Annotated in this window: 15 protein-coding genes and 2 rRNA genes; 7 read left to right on the forward strand and 10 right to left on the reverse strand. The window is 50.4% G+C overall.

Annotated features, from left to right (window positions below):
- A 23S ribosomal RNA gene (locus LX59_RS13655) occupies positions 1–101 on the forward strand; the annotation flags it as partial.
- A 111-nt stretch (positions 102–212) separates the two neighbouring features.
- Positions 213–328: ribosomal RNA gene (gene rrf, locus LX59_RS13660) — 5S ribosomal RNA — on the forward strand.
- Between the two features lie 101 nt (positions 329–429).
- Here the strand turns inward: rrf and lexA are convergent.
- Positions 430–1,035, reverse strand: coding sequence for a transcriptional repressor LexA (gene lexA / locus LX59_RS13665; RefSeq protein ID WP_144572796.1), 606 nt, complete (start codon positions 1,033–1,035; stop codon positions 430–432).
- A 173-nt stretch (positions 1,036–1,208) separates the two neighbouring features.
- Between lexA and LX59_RS13670 the strand changes: the two genes are divergently transcribed.
- From LX59_RS13670 to LX59_RS13685, 4 genes are read left to right on the forward strand one after another with little or no spacing between them, the layout of a single operon-like run.
- Positions 1,209–1,859 carry a TetR/AcrR family transcriptional regulator gene (locus LX59_RS13670; RefSeq protein ID WP_246118771.1) on the forward strand — a complete coding sequence of 217 codons (651 nt, stop codon included), beginning with the start codon at positions 1,209–1,211 and terminating at the stop codon, positions 1,857–1,859.
- Positions 1,860–1,877: 18 nt separating this feature from the next.
- Positions 1,878–2,402, forward strand: coding sequence for a L,D-transpeptidase (locus tag LX59_RS13675; protein ID WP_211354869.1), 525 nt, complete (start codon positions 1,878–1,880; stop codon positions 2,400–2,402).
- Positions 2,403–2,415: 13 nt separating this feature from the next.
- A complete protein-coding gene (gene nagZ, locus LX59_RS13680; RefSeq protein ID WP_144572802.1) occupies positions 2,416–3,414 on the forward strand; it encodes a beta-N-acetylhexosaminidase in 999 nt (332 codons plus the stop codon).
- A gap of 28 nt (positions 3,415–3,442) precedes the next feature.
- Positions 3,443–4,192, forward strand: coding sequence for an S-methyl-5'-thioinosine phosphorylase (locus LX59_RS13685; protein ID WP_144572804.1), 750 nt, complete (start codon positions 3,443–3,445; stop codon positions 4,190–4,192).
- A 67-nt stretch (positions 4,193–4,259) separates the two neighbouring features.
- Here LX59_RS13685 and LX59_RS13690 read toward each other — a convergent pair whose 3' ends face one another.
- From LX59_RS13690 to LX59_RS13705, 4 genes are read right to left on the reverse strand one after another with little or no spacing between them, the layout of a single operon-like run.
- Positions 4,260–4,661: a hypothetical protein gene (locus LX59_RS13690; RefSeq protein WP_144572807.1), complete on the reverse strand. Its 402-nt coding sequence runs from the start codon at positions 4,659–4,661 to the stop codon at positions 4,260–4,262.
- A 38-nt stretch (positions 4,662–4,699) separates the two neighbouring features.
- Complete coding sequence (locus tag LX59_RS13695) at positions 4,700–5,041, reverse strand: YdbL family probable chaperone protein (RefSeq protein WP_144572810.1); 342 nt, start codon at positions 5,039–5,041, stop codon at positions 4,700–4,702.
- A gap of 1 nt (position 5,042) precedes the next feature.
- The gene (locus LX59_RS13700; protein ID WP_144572974.1) at positions 5,043–5,228 is read right to left on the reverse strand and encodes a YnbE family lipoprotein; all 186 of its coding nucleotides are present in this window, start codon (positions 5,226–5,228) and stop codon (positions 5,043–5,045) included.
- 19 nt (positions 5,229–5,247) lie between these two features.
- Complete coding sequence (locus LX59_RS13705; protein ID WP_144572813.1) at positions 5,248–7,833, reverse strand: intermembrane phospholipid transport YdbH family protein; 2,586 nt, start codon at positions 7,831–7,833, stop codon at positions 5,248–5,250.
- 562 nt (positions 7,834–8,395) lie between these two features.
- On the opposite strand from LX59_RS13705, the gene LX59_RS13710 reads away from it, so the two are divergent.
- Positions 8,396–8,596, forward strand: coding sequence for a hypothetical protein (locus LX59_RS13710; protein WP_144572816.1), 201 nt, complete (start codon positions 8,396–8,398; stop codon positions 8,594–8,596).
- Here the strand turns inward: LX59_RS13710 and rlmF are convergent.
- The 5 genes from rlmF to LX59_RS13735 all read right to left on the reverse strand — a co-directional run bounded on the left by rlmF (position 8,593) and on the right by LX59_RS13735 (position 14,877).
- The gene (gene rlmF, locus LX59_RS13715; protein ID WP_425457500.1) at positions 8,593–9,582 is read right to left on the reverse strand and encodes a 23S rRNA (adenine(1618)-N(6))-methyltransferase RlmF; all 990 of its coding nucleotides are present in this window, start codon (positions 9,580–9,582) and stop codon (positions 8,593–8,595) included. The two genes, LX59_RS13710 and rlmF, sit on opposite strands and share 4 nt — an antisense overlap.
- Before the next feature lie 43 nt (positions 9,583–9,625).
- Positions 9,626–12,460 carry a valine--tRNA ligase gene (locus LX59_RS13720; protein WP_144572822.1) on the reverse strand — a complete coding sequence of 945 codons (2,835 nt, stop codon included), beginning with the start codon at positions 12,458–12,460 and terminating at the stop codon, positions 9,626–9,628.
- 89 nt (positions 12,461–12,549) lie between these two features.
- On the reverse strand, positions 12,550–12,882 hold the full coding sequence (locus LX59_RS13725; RefSeq protein ID WP_144572825.1) for a hypothetical protein: 333 nt from the start codon (positions 12,880–12,882) through the stop codon (positions 12,550–12,552).
- Positions 12,883–12,924: 42 nt separating this feature from the next.
- Complete coding sequence (locus tag LX59_RS13730; RefSeq protein ID WP_144572976.1) at positions 12,925–13,344, reverse strand: DNA polymerase III subunit chi; 420 nt, start codon at positions 13,342–13,344, stop codon at positions 12,925–12,927.
- 45 nt (positions 13,345–13,389) lie between these two features.
- Positions 13,390–14,877 carry a leucyl aminopeptidase gene (locus tag LX59_RS13735; protein ID WP_144572828.1) on the reverse strand — a complete coding sequence of 496 codons (1,488 nt, stop codon included), beginning with the start codon at positions 14,875–14,877 and terminating at the stop codon, positions 13,390–13,392.
- Positions 14,878–14,910 lie beyond the last annotated feature (33 nt).

Below are 14,910 nucleotides of genomic sequence, written 5' to 3' on the forward strand. Positions count from 1 at the left end.
CCCTAAAGGGTCGTCGAAGACTACGACGTTGATAGGCAGGGTGTGTAAGCGTTGTGAGGCGTTGAGCTAACCTGTACTAATGGCCCGTGAGGCTTGACCATATAACACCCAAGCAATCTAAATACGATTGGCCGAAAATGTGTGAACGTACCACCTTAAAGCTTCCATCACGAATCTGAATTGGGCTAGCTTACCCTAGCCGCACCGAATTGCTTGACGACCATAGAGCTTTGGAACCACCTGATCCCATCCCGAACTCAGTAGTGAAACAAAGCATCGCCGATGGTAGTGTGGGGTTTCCCCATGTGAGAGTAGGTCATCGTCAAGCGCTTAATACCGAAAAGCCCCTCAATGAGGGGCTTTTTGCTGTGCGCCTGAAATAAGGGCGAAAAGCTATTTAATAGACTCATATTCCTTGACTGTATTCTGTTAAAGATGTTTTCGTATTAAGCCAACACTAATGCCTTCAATACTGAATTCGTGGTCTGTGGGGTTAATCTTTATATGGGGAAACTCGGAGTTTTCTGCTAGAAGCCAAATAGCATTCGGTTCGATTCTAAGTTTTTTTACGGTTACTTCGTTATTCAGTCGGGCAATAATAATTTGGCCATTGCGAGCTTCCTGAGCTGTTTTCACAGCCAGTAAATCCCCGTCCAAAATACCAGCACCTTTCATACTATAGCCTGTGACTTTAAGTAAAAAGTCGGCGCTAGGATGAAAGAAATTCGGTTTTATACAGCTGTATTCTTCAATATGTTGTTGAGCCAGTATAGGAAACCCGGCAGCTACCTTACCGATAATAGGTAGACCTTGCTCTTGTTCAAGCTCTGGAATTCGAAGCCCGCGGGAGGCTCCGGGAGTCATTTGAATCACTCCTTTGCGATTTAAAGCTTTTAAGTGCTCTTCAGCGGCGTTGACTGACTTAAAACCAAGTGCTTGAGCAATTTCTGCACGAGTGGGGGGATAGCTATTTTCCTCAATATACTGCTTGAGAAAGCCTAGTACTTCGGATTGGCGTAAGGTCAGTTTGTGCATACTGTTATTTTAAGGCATATCATTATATGCGAGCATTTATATCTGGTTATGCTCATTATGTCTTGTTTTTATTGTCTTAAGAGTAGACGGCTAAAAATACAACATAGGTTGACCTTAATCTGATGAAGGGTTAGTTTCAGGAATCTTTTTCGATCTGCCTAAGTTTGCTTGCTATGGCGCACTCTGAGACCGTTGAGCGTATTCTGGACGCAGCAGAGCAACTGTTTGCACGATATGGTTTTGCTGAAACCTCTCTACGCCAAATTACCACTAAGGCGAAGGTTAATTTAGCCGCAGTGAATTATCATTTCGGTTCAAAGCAATCTTTAATTCAAGCTGTATTAATGCGGGTTTTGAATCCAGTAGCCCACAGAATTTTGCTTGACCTTGAGCATTATGAGTGCCAACGGGATGCTGGAGACTTAAAGCATCTACTGAAAATTTTGCTTAAAGCTTTGTTGGGTGTACAAGCCCGCACTCATTTTTCATTAGGTGTGTCCTTATTGAGCCGAGCCTTTTTGGAAGCTGAGACTGAAATCACCAGCGTGGTTTCAAAAACTTATGGAAAGGCTTGGCAGCGTTATTTATTAGCAATACGTCCTCTATTACCACATCTATCTAATTTTGAGTTAAGTTGGCGTCTGCGTTTTATGTTGGGCGGTTTGTTGTTTGCTCTTTCGGACTCACGATTATTTGATGGTTTATTACCTGAAGATGCTTATTTTGAGATGAGCATTTCTACAGATCAATCGCTGGACATGATTATTACTTGTTTAGCGGCTGGCTTGAGCGCAAAACCCACCCTTACTGAGTTAGGCTCGTAACGGAGCGAGAAATGGACTATGGCCAGTCAACCCATTCTAGATTTGTTGCATATCTCATTGGCAGATCAGCGCTTATATGCCTATGCACAGGGCAAGCTCCAGATGGATTTGTTGGTTTCAACGGCTTTAAATGGGGCTGGCGAACTTAATGGTTCTGGTTGTACCCCAAGAGGATTGCACCAAGTACGTGCTCGCATCGGTGAGGGTTTACCTACTTATGCTGTATTGCGTGGGCGACGTTGGACGCAGGAAATTTGGTCTCCTGAATTACATGCCCGTTTTCCGAATCGTGATTGGGTTTTATCACGAATTTTATGGTTAAGTGGCTGTGAACTGGGTTTTAACCGTCTGGGAAATCGAGATACTTTTCGGCGTTATATTTACCTGCACGGCACCCCCGAATCTGAGCCTATGGGCGTTGCACGTTCACACGGTTGTATTCGTCTGCATAATGCCGATATGGTGCGCCTTTTTGCTCAGGTTCCTGTGCATTGTGCCGTGCGTATTGTCGAGGAATCTGGTCAGCCAGATATGATCATTTAATTGAGGAAGTGTGATGCAAGGCGCGTTGATGTTGGATATTGCAGGGACTTGGTTGACCTCTGAAGATCGTCACTTATTGCGCCAGCCTGAAGTAGGCGGTGTTATTTTATTTTCCCGCAATATCGAACATCCGCGCCAAGTTCGCGCTTTATGTCACAGTATTCGAGCTGTACGCCCTGATATATTGCTGGCCGTAGATCAGGAGGGGGGGCGAGTTCAGCGTTTACGTCAAGGCTTTGTGGCTGTGCCCGCAATGCGCCGTTTTGCAGAACATCCTAATGCATCGGCTTTGGCTAAGGCTTGTGGTTGGTTGATGGCGACCGAAGTATTGGCGGTGGGCTTGGATTTTAGTTTTGCTCCCGTACTGGATTTAGACTACGGACGCAGCAGGGTTATTGGTGCTCGGGCGTTTGAGCAAGATCCTGAGACAGCGGCCCAATTAGCAGGTGCCTTCATTGATGGTATGCATGAGGCGGGCATGCCTGCGACGGGGAAACATTTTCCCGGACACGGTTGGGCCGAGGCTGATTCTCATGTGGCTATTCCTACCGATGAGCGGACTTTAGGTCAGATACAGGCGACGGATTTAATTCCCTTTCAACGGCTTGCTCAGCGCTTGGATGGGGTGATGCCGGCCCATGTGATTTATACCCAAGTGGATGAGCATCCGGCTGGCTTTTCTCCCTTCTGGTTACAGAACATTCTGCGGCAGCAGCTAGGTTTTACCGGGGTAATTTTTAGTGATGACCTGTCTATGGCCGGTGCTCAGGTTGCTGGAGATGCAGGGGCTCGTATTTTAGCCGCCCTGGGTGCAGGCTGTACTATGGGCTTGGTATGTAATGATCGCGCTGCAGCTGAGTTGGCTTTGTCTTGCTTGCAACAACAATCGGTACAGCCTCCGCATGGCCTATCCTTGATGCAGCGCCGAACGTGCGTCGAGCTAAATTACAAAGAACATCCTCGCTGGCTACAGTCCTTGGGACTTTTGCGCATTGCAGGACTGGTTGACTGATAACAAACTGAGCAAGAGGAGTGTAGGCATGACGGTATATGCCATCATAGGTGGTACAGGTCTGACAGAGTTGAACGGTTTGCAGTTGCGGGAGGCTTTGTCGATTGATACGCCCTACGGTGCGCCCTCTGCCAGCGTATTGCGTGGTGACTACTTTGGTCAGGAGGTTTTATTCTTGGCTCGCCACGGTCACCCCCATCGTATCCCTCCTCATCAAGTCAATTACCGCGCAAACCTGTGGGCTTTGAAGGAGGCCGGCGCTCAAGCCATTTTAGCCATGAACGCAGTCGGTGGTATTCACGCCAGCATGGGGGCGGGGCACTTTTGCGTTCCTCATCAAATTGTTGACTATACCTATGGCCGCGCGCATAGCTTTTTTGAAGGCCCAGATTTGGATCATGTAACCCATATCGACTTCAGCTATCCCTACGATGAGTCCCTACGCCAGCGTTTGATCAATGCTTTGCAGACAGAGGCTTGCCGTTTCAGTGCTCAGGGTGTGTACGGTTGTACTCAGGGCCCGCGTCTAGAAACGGTAGCCGAGATTGTGCGTATGGAGCGCGATGGCTGTGACATTGTGGGTATGACCGGAATGCCGGAAGCGGTTTTAGCTCGTGAGCTTAATCTGCCCTATGCTTGCTTATCTTTAGTGGTTAATCCAGCAGCGGGTAAATCTGCTGGAATTATTACTATGGCTGAAATTGAAGCGGTATTAGCAGAGGGAATTGGTCAAGCTCGCTCTGTCTTAGGGCGCGTGTTGCAGGCTGCTGATGTGTAACTAAAGCCTAAGCCCGGTTGATCAGCCATATAGGTTTCACACTGGCCTCAATCGGGATTGTTCCGATTTAACGGCATTCTTTGCGTACCAGAGAAATCGCTTCGTCATAGTCGCTGTGGGCATTAGTAACACGTCGGTATTCGCTGCCACAGTCATCGCGTAAATCTTTGGATTCTGCACAGATACGTAAGCGGCGTGCTTGCTCGGCTAGGCGGGCTCCCGCAACGGCTGCGTGTTGGCGGCGATTGTGGCAACTGCTTCCCCTATCGTTATCACGATCATGGCGGTCGTAGTCTTCATCTTGGTAGCGCTCATCTCGATACTGATCCCTGTATTGATAGGGTGTTTCGAAGCGGTATTGTGTGGGTTGATAACCCTGTAAATCTCGAAAATCATCTTCTGCTGCACTGGGATTAGCGGCCAGCAAAGACAGAGGTAACAGGGCATAAAGAAAGACTGAGCGTTGCATAGGATAATATGACCTATGTAAGGGGATGCAGGCAGTGACTACTTTTTAACCCAAGCACCATTACGTTGGATGTAATGTCCTGCCGTGGTTTTATCAATGGCTTTTTGGCCGGCAATGACTTCGACATCCTGAAGACGGGTTCCGTTCTGTTGGGCAATGCGCTGATATTCCGCTCGCCGTGCTTGGTTAATCAGGGTGGTGATTTCTTGAGCTTGGGGTGTACTTGTGACAACCCCTAAGTAGCCGTCGGGTTTTTCTCCCACCAGTCCGCTGGCTTTAGCCGTTCCTAGAGCGCTCATAGCATCACTGAGCGTCATGGCCTGCAGGGGAAGGCTCAGGGTCAGCAGCAAGAGTAGGGCGGTGATAAAAGAGGCTTTCATGTCAGAACAGTCCGCTGTCTTCGTTGATGATGTTATCAAGCGCCTTGTCTACCTTAATATAAATCTCGTGTTCAATTTTGACATTCAGATTGATGTTAATCGGCTTATCTGCCACTGCTAATTCGACTCTGGGGGTACAGGCCGCGCTGCTCATAAGCACGATGAGGCTTATCAGAATCGGCAGCATGGAGCATTGTGGCATGGAGTCAGTCTCCTGTTGGGGTGGCTGGTGTTGGATTGTTTTTTAGCTGTTGTTGGACGCGCTGTTGGATGCGCTCACTCACACGATCAGAGAGCTGTAAGCTGGTGAGCAAGGTAGGAATGTTTTCCTCTAACTGAATGCTGAAGTGAATAGGCCTACCTTGCTCTAGTTCAGGATTACGACCCTGCAAACGTAGTCCAAGTTGCAACCAACCTTGGGTAGTGTAGTGGATGTCACTGCTCAGGTGCTGATAGTGAAAATTATCCAGAGCTTGAGTGACAACACGCGTAGCGGGATTGGTCGCACCCATGGCCTGAATCTGTGGTGAGCGCAGTTGTAAAATCCCCGGACTACGAGCGGATAAACTGCCTTTGTCGATGCTAAAGCCCTTTGGACTGTGTTGTAGCTCAAAGTTTCCATCAATAAGGCCCGTACCCTGTAACCCTTGAGCAGGGTAGGCGGCAAACAGTTTTTGTATGTCTAAGCCACGTAGGTGTAGGTTCAAGGCTTGGCGCTGGCTGGCAAGGTCAATACGGCTGGCAGGAGCCCATATTTTTGCCCCAAAGGCTTCTAACTGAGCGTGCTGCCAACTCACCAAGCCTCGACTAGGCTGATCTAAGTAAGCCCAGTAACGCCCTGAGAGAGATAGAGGGCCGAGCGGAAAGCCGGGGTTAAGATGTTGCACGCGGAGTTGATGGATTTCCGCGCTCATCTGCTGTCGGTACAGTTCTAAGGTTAAATGAGCCTCAAGCCCCTGTAACTCGCTGCGATTGAATTCGCCCGCTAAGTTGTGCAGTTGAATCTTAACGCTTGCTTCAGGATCTTTCTGTGCAGGGACTGTGATTTGCCCTTCTAGTCCAATCTCTCCCTGATGAAGCTCTAAAGTCTCTGGCCAGTGTTTCAGGGTTTGGGCCAAGGCATTGGATGCTGGCTGTAGTTTTAGGGACTGGAGCTGCGTCTTAAGTTCAAGAGCAGCGTCCTGCTGTCGGCTGAGTTGTGTTGCAAGCGTTAGGCGGCTGTCGTTACTGAGCTGCCCTGTCAGTTGTTGTTGCAGGGCTGTACCTTTGAGTTCTCCTTGCCAATCCCAGCCTTGGGTTTTGAGTTCGGGATGCTGAAGTTGCTCTAGGCGTGATTGAACTTGGGTGTATAGGCTAAAGCTCTGAGCTTTGGGGAGGCTAAATTTGGTTTGATTTAGCTTCAGACGCAGTTGGTCTAGCTGTAGCTGATAGTCCGTTGCAGATATACGATCTGCGTTAAAAAAGCTGCCATCGGCTAGCTGTATATCCAGTTGTTCTGGAGTCCATTGCCCAGAAAATGCGCTGCTGATGTGTAGGTTATTCAGCTGCACTTGATCTACGTTTAGGCGTGGTACTTTGAATTCAAGATGGGCCTGAGGGCCAAAGTCCAAACGCAGTGGATGGGTATAAAGCTGTAGCTGCGGCAGCTTCACATTCAGTTTGGGACTACCTTGGGTGGTCAGACTCAAATTAAGGGGCAGAGACTGATCTTTTGCTTCAGTGGTACGCGGCAAAACCTTCAAACGTATATGACCTGGATGCAGTTCCGTAGGCCAGCGTTCTAGGTGGCTTGGGTCTGGTTGTAGGGTCAGGTCAGCGCTTAGCTGGGAAGGTATCCATAGCTGTGCCCGTAACTCTAAAGCTAAGTCTAGGTTGCCCTGTAGTGTCCCTAGTTGGGGAATGGGCCAAGGAGTGGGCGAATTCAGCGCAAGCCTAATGTTCCCTGTAGGCGATTGTTCGGAGTGGCCTAAAGAATCAAAGCTCCAACTAGCACCTAGGCGAATATCCGTCATAGCCTGTGGGGGGACAGCAGGCTGGTAGCTGAGCCAATCACTAAGCCAATCCAATAACCAGGATGCTTCCGGTAGTTGGCTCAGGTGGAGTGCGCCACTCCAGCGCAGATCAGAAGGAGTGAATAGCAGTTGTTGCTGCGACTCTAAACGGGATTGCTCATCTAAGGCGAGTTTTAGGCTGACTTCCAGTTGCTGTTGAGCTGTGGCTTTTGTTTGTAGGGCTATGTGGGTTTGATGCGGGTCACGATATAGATACAGATCTAATTGAGTCGCTAAGGCTTGGGTATCCGCCTGTTTCCAACTCAAACGGCCCTGCTCATGGCAGAGTTCTAGGGTGGCGCAGGGTAATTCTAAGTCAAAGTGTTCAATACTGAGTTGCTGAGGGAGCCAAGCTAGGCTGTCTTGGATGCTACTCCAAGAAGGAAGATTGGGAGCCTCAACAGGCGTTTCTAACCCAGAAGGATTGTTGTTTTGGTAACGAACCTTAAGACGTTTGAGCTCTATCTGGTAATTCGGTATGGCCAGAGGTACTAGGTTTGACCAACGTAAGCTTAGGCCTTGGGTTTCGATGTGTAACTCTGTGCCCTCAGGGCTATGCTGCTGCCATACCAAGTGCTCTAGTTGAACGCCCTCTAGGGAAAGCTTAAAGCCTGTCCAGTCTAGTACTTCAATACCCTGCTGAGCTTTGACTTGTAACCAGGTCTGCCACAGTACAAATCCCCCTCCAACACTAACAGCCAGACTGAGGCATAACCACAGCAGATAATACCAAATGCGCATGAGTCTCAGCTTCCAAGCTGGTTAAGGTGGGTTTAAGCCGAAACACACTGTAGCGGTTTATAAAGCCTATTTACACACAAGAAGTGTGAGGCTTTTGTCAAGAGACTTAATCAAAATAAAAGGCTTTGATTATTTAGAGTTTATAAAAAATAACTCATTGAAAAATAAGAATAAAATTCTTCTGTATAAAAAATCGACAGTTTGATTACAGGCCGCGGATTATCAGTCTTGTAGCGGTTTTTTAGTCAGTTGCCCACAGACTTATCCACAGAAATTGTGGATTTTTTGCGAGGTAAATCAGGTCAATATCTGCTGAAAAATCAAGTCCTTTTTAAATTATTTTGCGGCTAATAAAGGGATTCACTGATAGTTGTCATAAAGGCTAAAGTCTTTTCCCTGATACATGAACATGGTCTCAGACACAGCTTATATTGAGGGGTAAACTATATAGCTCCAGCCTTTGGAGGAGTCTAAGGGATTCAGTATGCCTTTGTACTGTCGCAGAATCGTAACTAAAGCCCTGTAGAAAGCCGCATACGTTGTTGTTTCAGGAGTTTTTGTAATGTCTCGTTCAATGCATGACCTAACCCATAATATTGCCCGGCTTTATCCATTGCGTGATAAGCGGCTCGATAAACGCTACCGCATCGTGGACGAGCTAGCAGGAACTACCGAACTGGAAGAAATCACTGGGCGGCCCCGTTATGTATCAACTCAGGAGTTGCAAAATCAGCAGTTTTGGGAGTTAGATCTGGCTTGCTAGTCCTTGGCTTGGATTGGAGACAGGTAACAGGCTTGACGCTGCTGGGTATCCAAATAGCTCCAAGCGACAAAACGGCTGCGCTTTTGTCCCTGTCCCATATCCACCACTTGGACACTAGCTGCCCTTAGACGCTTCAGTTGAGCCTGCAACAGGGAAACATGGCCAACTTTGGATACCAGAGTACTAAACCAAACCACCTGAGTGGCAAAATCTTGGCTCTCGGTGGCCATGCGTTTAATAAAAGCTAGCTCTCCGCCTTCACAATAGAGTTCGGCAGCTTGGCCCCCAAAGTTCAGCTTCGGGAGGCTGCGTTTGGGATCGAGTTTACCCAGATTGCGCCATTTACGACGGCTGCCTTGGGTAGCCTCTTCCAAGGAAGCGTGAAAAGGCGGATTACATAGGCTTAGGGTAAAGCGCTCGCCAGCTTGGATCATTCCCTGAAAAATCTGCTGGGCTTGAGTTTGTTGGCGCAGTTGAATAGTTTTATTGAGCCCATTGCTCTGAACCAGTACCTGTGCTGCTGCTAAAGCCGGTTGGCTGATATCGGTTCCCACAAATTGCCAGCCGTACTCAGCTTGACCGATCAAAGGATAAATACAGTTAGCCCCACAGCCGATATCCAATACCTTAATGCCTTGTCCGCGTGGAATTTGGTGATGGCTATCCATAGCCAAGAGGTCGGCTAAACCGTGTATGTAGTCAGCTCGGCCTGGAATGGGAGGGCAGAGATAACCTTCGGGAATATCCCAATATTGAATGCCGTAAAACTGCTGCAGTAGGGCTCGGTTAAAAACTTTAACTGCCAACGGGTCAGCAAAGTCGATACTGAGTTTGCCGTAGGGATTGGTAATGACGAAAACGGCCAGTTCTGGGCAGACTTTAATTAACGCGGGAAAGTCATAACGTCCCTGATGGCGATTACGCGGATGTAATTTACCGGAGGGTGTAGGGGCCGGAGCGTTGGGTGATAAGGACATGGCAGCCATCCAAAACGAGGGGCTGCCATTGTCCCATAGCAAAGCGGATCTGTTACAGGCTAGCGATACGGCTGCGTTGCTCACCTAAACGGGTCACGGCCTGCTCGGCTTCATTCAGTTTGGCGCGCTCGCGCTCAATGACTTCTGGCGGTGCTTTGGCCACGAAGCCTTCGTTGCCCAGCTTGCCGCCAATGCGCTGTACCTCGGCATAGAAGCGGGCGATTTCCTTATCTAGGCGGGCCAGCTCAGCATCCTTGTCAATCAGGCCGGCCATGGGAACCAGTACTTCCATGTCGCCGACCAGTGCGGTGGCGGCCAGCGGAGCCTCTTCGCCTGCGGCTAGCAAGCGAATGCTTTCCAACTTGGCCAGCTTTTTCAGCAGAGGCTCATTGGCGCTCAGGCGGCGTTGATCCAGTTCGTTGGCATTGCGCAGCACCAGATCAATGCGTTTGGCCATGGAGATGTTCATCTCGCCACGAATCTGACGCACGCCCAGCATCAAGGCTTTAACCCACTCGATATCGCCTTCGGCTTCAGCATCCAGACGCTCTGGATCGAACTCCGGCCAGGGCTGCAGCATCAGGGTTGGGCCGGTTTTGCCTGCCAGTGGTGCCACACGCTGCCAAATTTCTTCGGTGATAAAGGGCATGAAGGGGTGGGCGAGGCGCAGCGAGGTTTCCAGTACCCGAACCAGAGTACGACGGGTGCCACGTTGGCGCTCAGGGCTGGCGTTTTCGTCCCACAGCAGGGGTTTGACCAGCTCCAGATACCAAGCGCAGTACTCATCCCAGACAAACTCGTACAGGGCTTGAGCGGCCAAGTCGAAGCGGAAGGCTTCCAGTTGGCGATTCACTTCGGCTTCGGTGCGTTGCAGGGCGGAGATAATCCAGCGATCCACCGAGGACAGTTCGACCGGCTCATCATTCAGGCCGGTGTCCTTGCCTTCGGTGTTTTCAAACACGAAGTTGGCGGCGTTCCACAGCTTGTTGCAGAAGTTGCGGTAGCCTTCCACGCGGCCCATATCAAACTTGATATCACGGCCTGTGGAGGCCAGCGAGCAGAAGGTAAAGCGCAGGGCATCGGTGCCGTAGCTGGCAATGCCTTCGGGGAATTCAGCCTTGGTTTGCTTGGCGATCTTTTCGGCCAATTTAGGCTGCATCATGCCGCTGGTGCGTTTTTCCAGCAGGGCATCGAGGCTGATGCCATCCACGATGTCCAGTGGATCAAGGACGTTGCCCTTGGATTTGGACATCTTCTGGCCCTGACCGTCACGCACCAGACCGTGTACATAAACAGTCTTGAACGGAATCTGGCCGGTCAGGTGGGTGGACATCATAATCATCCGGGCCACCCAGAAGAAGATGATGTCAAAGCCGGTGACCAGCACATCGGTGGGGTGGAAGGTTTCCAGTTCTGGCGTTTGCTGCGGCCAGCCAAGGGTGGAGAAGGTCCACAGGCCGGAGCTGAACCAAGTGTCCAGAACGTCTTCGTCTTGGCGTAGGGCTTCGTCGTTGCGGATGTTGTACTTGGTGCGGACTTCGGTTTCGTCGCGGCCAACGTAGACGTTGCCCATCTCGTCGTACCAAGCGGGGATGCGATGCCCCCACCACAGCTGACGGCTGATGCACCAGTCTTGAATGTCGCGCATCCACGAGAAGTACATGTTCTCGTATTGCTTGGGCACAAACTGTACTTCGCCGCTTTCCACCACAGCGATGGCACGATCAGCCAGCGGTTTGGTGGAGACATACCATTGGTCGGTCAGCCAAGGCTCGATGATGGTGCCGGAACGATCGCCGCGTGGGACTTTCAATGCGTGGTCGTCGATTTTTTCCAGCAGGCCCATAGCCTCAAATTCGGCAACGATGGATTTGCGTGCATCGGCGCGATCCATATGCGCGTAGCCATCGGGCAGGCTGGCATCAAGAGCTTCGTTTAGGCTGCCATCTAGGTTAAAGACTTGGGCTTTAGCCAGTACCGCTGCATCTTTATCGAAGATGTTGATCAGCGGCAGGTTGTGGCGCTTGCCGACTTCGTAGTCGTTGAAGTCGTGGGCCGGAGTAATCTTAACGCAGCCGGTACCAAATTCGCGATCGACATAGTCATCGCCGATGATCGGAATCAGGCGATTGACCAGCGGCAACAGCACATGCTGGCCGATCAGGTCTTTGTAACGCTCATCCTCAGGGTGTACCGCCACCGCCGCATCACCGAGCATGGTTTCGGGGCGGGTGGTGGCTACCACCAAATAGCTTTGACCTTCCGCTGTTTTTGCACCCTCGGCCAGCGGATAGCGCAGATGCCAGAGGTGGCCTTTTTCGTCGTGGTTTTCTACTTCCAGATCGGAAATGGCGGTGTGCAGCTTGGTATCCCAGTTCACCAAGCGTTTGCCACGGTAGATCAAGCCGTCTTCGTACAGACGGACAAAGGCTTCCTTCACTGCTTCAGACAGGCCTTCATCCATGGTAAAGCGCTCACGCGACCAATCCACCGAGCTGCCCAGACGGCGAATCTGGCGGGTGATGGTGCCGCCGGATTGCTCTTTCCATTCCCAGACTTTTTCTAGGAATTTCTCGCGGCCCAAATCGTGACGGCTGACATTCTGAGCGGCCAGTTGGCGCTCCACCACCATTTGCGTGGCGATACCGGCGTGGTCAGTCCCAGGTTGCCATAAAGTGTTGTGGCCTTGCATGCGTCGCCAGCGGATCAACGCATCCATAATGGCGTTGTTAAAGCCGTGGCCCATGTGCAGGCTGCCGGTCACATTCGGCGGCGGAATCATAATGGTGTAGGGCGTGCCTTGGCCCTGAGGCGCGAAGTAATTATTGGCTTCCCATTCGGCATACCAACGGGATTCAATGGCGTGGGGCTGGTAGGTCTTGTCCATGCAGGGTGGCCCTTAAGAGCAGGATCAATGAGTGAACCATGCAGTATAAAGGGAAACCCTTAGGCGGCGGATGAAGAAAACAGCCAAGCCTAGGTTTCGGATTGATCCTTAGACAAGGGTATTAGGTATTGTTGTACGCGCTGTTTCAGCTCTGCTTCGATACGCGGCTGAAATTCCGTAAGAATCTCTTGCAGGATTTGCTCGGCTTTATCCTGTGAGAGCACTGGATGGATGGGGATTGGCGGCTCAGTAACAACGGATATGGAGGGAGTCTCAGGTATGGCGGGGGGGATGATCTTTGCGGGTTGAATAGGATCAACTGCTGTGAGAATTTCAGTACCCTGCACATCACTGAGTAAATCATGGAGTGATTGAAGTTCTGCAACGACTTGGGCAATAGAGTATGGGCTGTATTTTGTCATGGATGGCGACCGGATCAGTGGGGGACAGCCTTAGGTTGTGTCTTAGAGCTCAACCCGTTGTGGATCATAGCCGCAGCGCCGGTAGTGACGGAAGTTTTCTCGCGCACTGTTCAGGTGTTGCGGATCTTGAACCACAATTTCGATAACGCGTTCAAATAAACCATATTCCGGGGGAATTTGGGTTGCCAAGTTAATCAGCAGTTGTGGCTGAGGTAGCGTGGGAATGGAGTCTCCCAGCACAATAGGAGCATGCGGATTATCCCTATAGCGATTATGGGGAAGAAAGCGCTCAGGTGGATAAGACCACAATAAAGCGTCTAGTTGCTCCATTTGGGCGGTATCTTGGCAACGAATAAAGGTATTGATGCCCTGTTGCCAAGCTTTAGCGCTGAGGCGGCAACTGGTTTGTAGGCGTTCTTGAAGGTCGCTGCTGGGTAAAACGTAAAAATCAATACGGGTCATTGAGCTCATCAAAGGAGCCGGAATACCGGCTCCTAGCTAGGGTGATTACTGGGCGCGATCTAATAGGTATTGCATTAATAGAGGCACGGGGCGGCCTGTGGCTCCTTTTTCTTTTCCGCCGCTAATCCAAGCTGTACCGGCAATATCCAGATGAGCCCAAGGATACTGTTTGGCGAAACGAGACAGGAAGCAGGCCGCTGTGATAGTGCCTGCTTTAGGGCCACCGATATTGGCGATATCAGCAAAGGGACTGTCCAGTTGTTCTTGGTATTCGTCGAACAGAGGCAATTGCCAAGCGCGGTCGTCGGCATTCTGGCCAGCTTCCAGCAATTGATTGATTAGCCCAGAGTCATTGCCCATTAAGCCCGTAGTATAGCTACCCAAAGCAACAATGCAGGCTCCGGTTAAGGTGGCAATGTCCACCACCGCTTTGGGCTTGAAGCGCTCGGCGTAGGTTAGGGTATCGCATAAAACTAAGCGGCCTTCGGCATCGGTGTTAAGGATTTCTACGGTTTGGCCGCTTAGGGTGGTGACGATATCTCCGGGGCGTGTGGCGCGGCCGCTGGGCATGTTTTCAGCGCAAGCCAATAGGCCCACAACATTGATGGGCAATTGTAACTCCACCAAGGCTTTGAATACGCCCAATACGGTGGCAGCACCGCACATATCGTATTTCATTTCGTCCATGCCTTGACCGGGTTTAAGGCTAATGCCACCGCTATCAAAGGTGATGCCTTTGCCGACTAAGGCGTAAGGTTTTTCGGATTTTTTGCCGCCGTTGTAACGCAGCACAATCAAGCGTGGGGGCTGTTCACTGCCTTTAGCCACCGCCAGAAAAGCTCCAGCACCCAGAGCTGCCAGTTTTTCCTCATCTAAAATTTCAACTTTGAAGTTTTTGTGTCCTTTAGCCAGCTTTTTAGCTTCTTCGGCCAAATAAACGGGATGACATAGGTTAGGCGGAAGGTTGCCCAGATCCCGAGTGTACGCCATGCCCAAACTGATGGCCGCAGCATGGCTGACCGCTTGTTCTAAACTGGTTTGCTGTTCCTGAGTGCTTATTAGGGTGACTTTTTTCAGGCTGACGGGGTCAGCTTTTTGGCTTTTGAAGGCATCAAAGTAGTAAAAGTGGTTGCTAAAGACCTCCACTAGGGTGCGCGCACTTTGGTAAGCGGTTTTGTCTTTTACCTGAATCTCTTGAAAGGCCAAACTGGCATCGGAGCCTCCCAAGGTCTTTAACTGAGTGGCAATGCTGCTGGCTATTTTGCGCCACTGGCGGATGTCCAAGGCTTCAGCTTTGCCGAGGCCAACCAGCAAAATACGTTCAGCTTTTAGCTCAGGATAGCCTGGTACTAAAAGCGTCTGACCCACTTTGCCCGCGAGATCACCTTGTTTTAATAGACGACTGAGAGCGCCGCCTACAAGGTTATCCATAGCTTGGGCTATACCTTCTAGGCTTGGGCCTTCATAAACCGCTAAGACCAATGTAGCCGTTTTTAAGGAAGCCGCATTGGTGCTTTTGACAATAAATTCCATCTAGACAGGTCCCCAAGACAAAGATATGGGTTT

The organism is Azomonas agilis (assembly GCF_007830255.1).
Classification (GTDB): domain Bacteria; phylum Pseudomonadota; class Gammaproteobacteria; order Pseudomonadales; family Pseudomonadaceae; genus Azomonas; species Azomonas agilis.

Excerpts from the sequence above, each read along its gene's own strand:
- lexA (WP_144572796.1), bottom strand. The coding sequence starts at position 1,035 with ATGCACAAACTGACCTTACGCCAATCCGAAGTACTAGGCTTTCTCAAG.
- LX59_RS13670 (WP_246118771.1), top strand. The coding sequence starts at position 1,209 with ATGGCGCACTCTGAGACCGTTGAGCGTATTCTGGACGCAGCAGAGCAA.
- LX59_RS13675 (WP_211354869.1), top strand. The coding sequence starts at position 1,878 with ATGGCCAGTCAACCCATTCTAGATTTGTTGCATATCTCATTGGCAGAT.
- nagZ (WP_144572802.1), top strand. The coding sequence starts at position 2,416 with ATGCAAGGCGCGTTGATGTTGGATATTGCAGGGACTTGGTTGACCTCT.
- LX59_RS13685 (WP_144572804.1), top strand. The coding sequence starts at position 3,443 with ATGACGGTATATGCCATCATAGGTGGTACAGGTCTGACAGAGTTGAAC.
- LX59_RS13690 (WP_144572807.1), bottom strand. The coding sequence starts at position 4,661 with ATGCAACGCTCAGTCTTTCTTTATGCCCTGTTACCTCTGTCTTTGCTG.
- LX59_RS13695 (WP_144572810.1), bottom strand. The coding sequence starts at position 5,041 with ATGAAAGCCTCTTTTATCACCGCCCTACTCTTGCTGCTGACCCTGAGC.
- LX59_RS13700 (WP_144572974.1), bottom strand. The coding sequence starts at position 5,228 with ATGCTGCCGATTCTGATAAGCCTCATCGTGCTTATGAGCAGCGCGGCC.
- LX59_RS13705 (WP_144572813.1), bottom strand. The coding sequence starts at position 7,833 with ATGCGCATTTGGTATTATCTGCTGTGGTTATGCCTCAGTCTGGCTGTT.
- LX59_RS13710 (WP_144572816.1), top strand. The coding sequence starts at position 8,396 with ATGTCTCGTTCAATGCATGACCTAACCCATAATATTGCCCGGCTTTAT.
- rlmF (WP_425457500.1), bottom strand. The coding sequence starts at position 9,582 with ATGGCTGCCATGTCCTTATCACCCAACGCTCCGGCCCCTACACCCTCC.
- LX59_RS13720 (WP_144572822.1), bottom strand. The coding sequence starts at position 12,460 with ATGGACAAGACCTACCAGCCCCACGCCATTGAATCCCGTTGGTATGCC.
- LX59_RS13725 (WP_144572825.1), bottom strand. The coding sequence starts at position 12,882 with ATGACAAAATACAGCCCATACTCTATTGCCCAAGTCGTTGCAGAACTT.
- LX59_RS13730 (WP_144572976.1), bottom strand. The coding sequence starts at position 13,344 with ATGACCCGTATTGATTTTTACGTTTTACCCAGCAGCGACCTTCAAGAA.
- LX59_RS13735 (WP_144572828.1), bottom strand. The coding sequence starts at position 14,877 with ATGGAATTTATTGTCAAAAGCACCAATGCGGCTTCCTTAAAAACGGCT.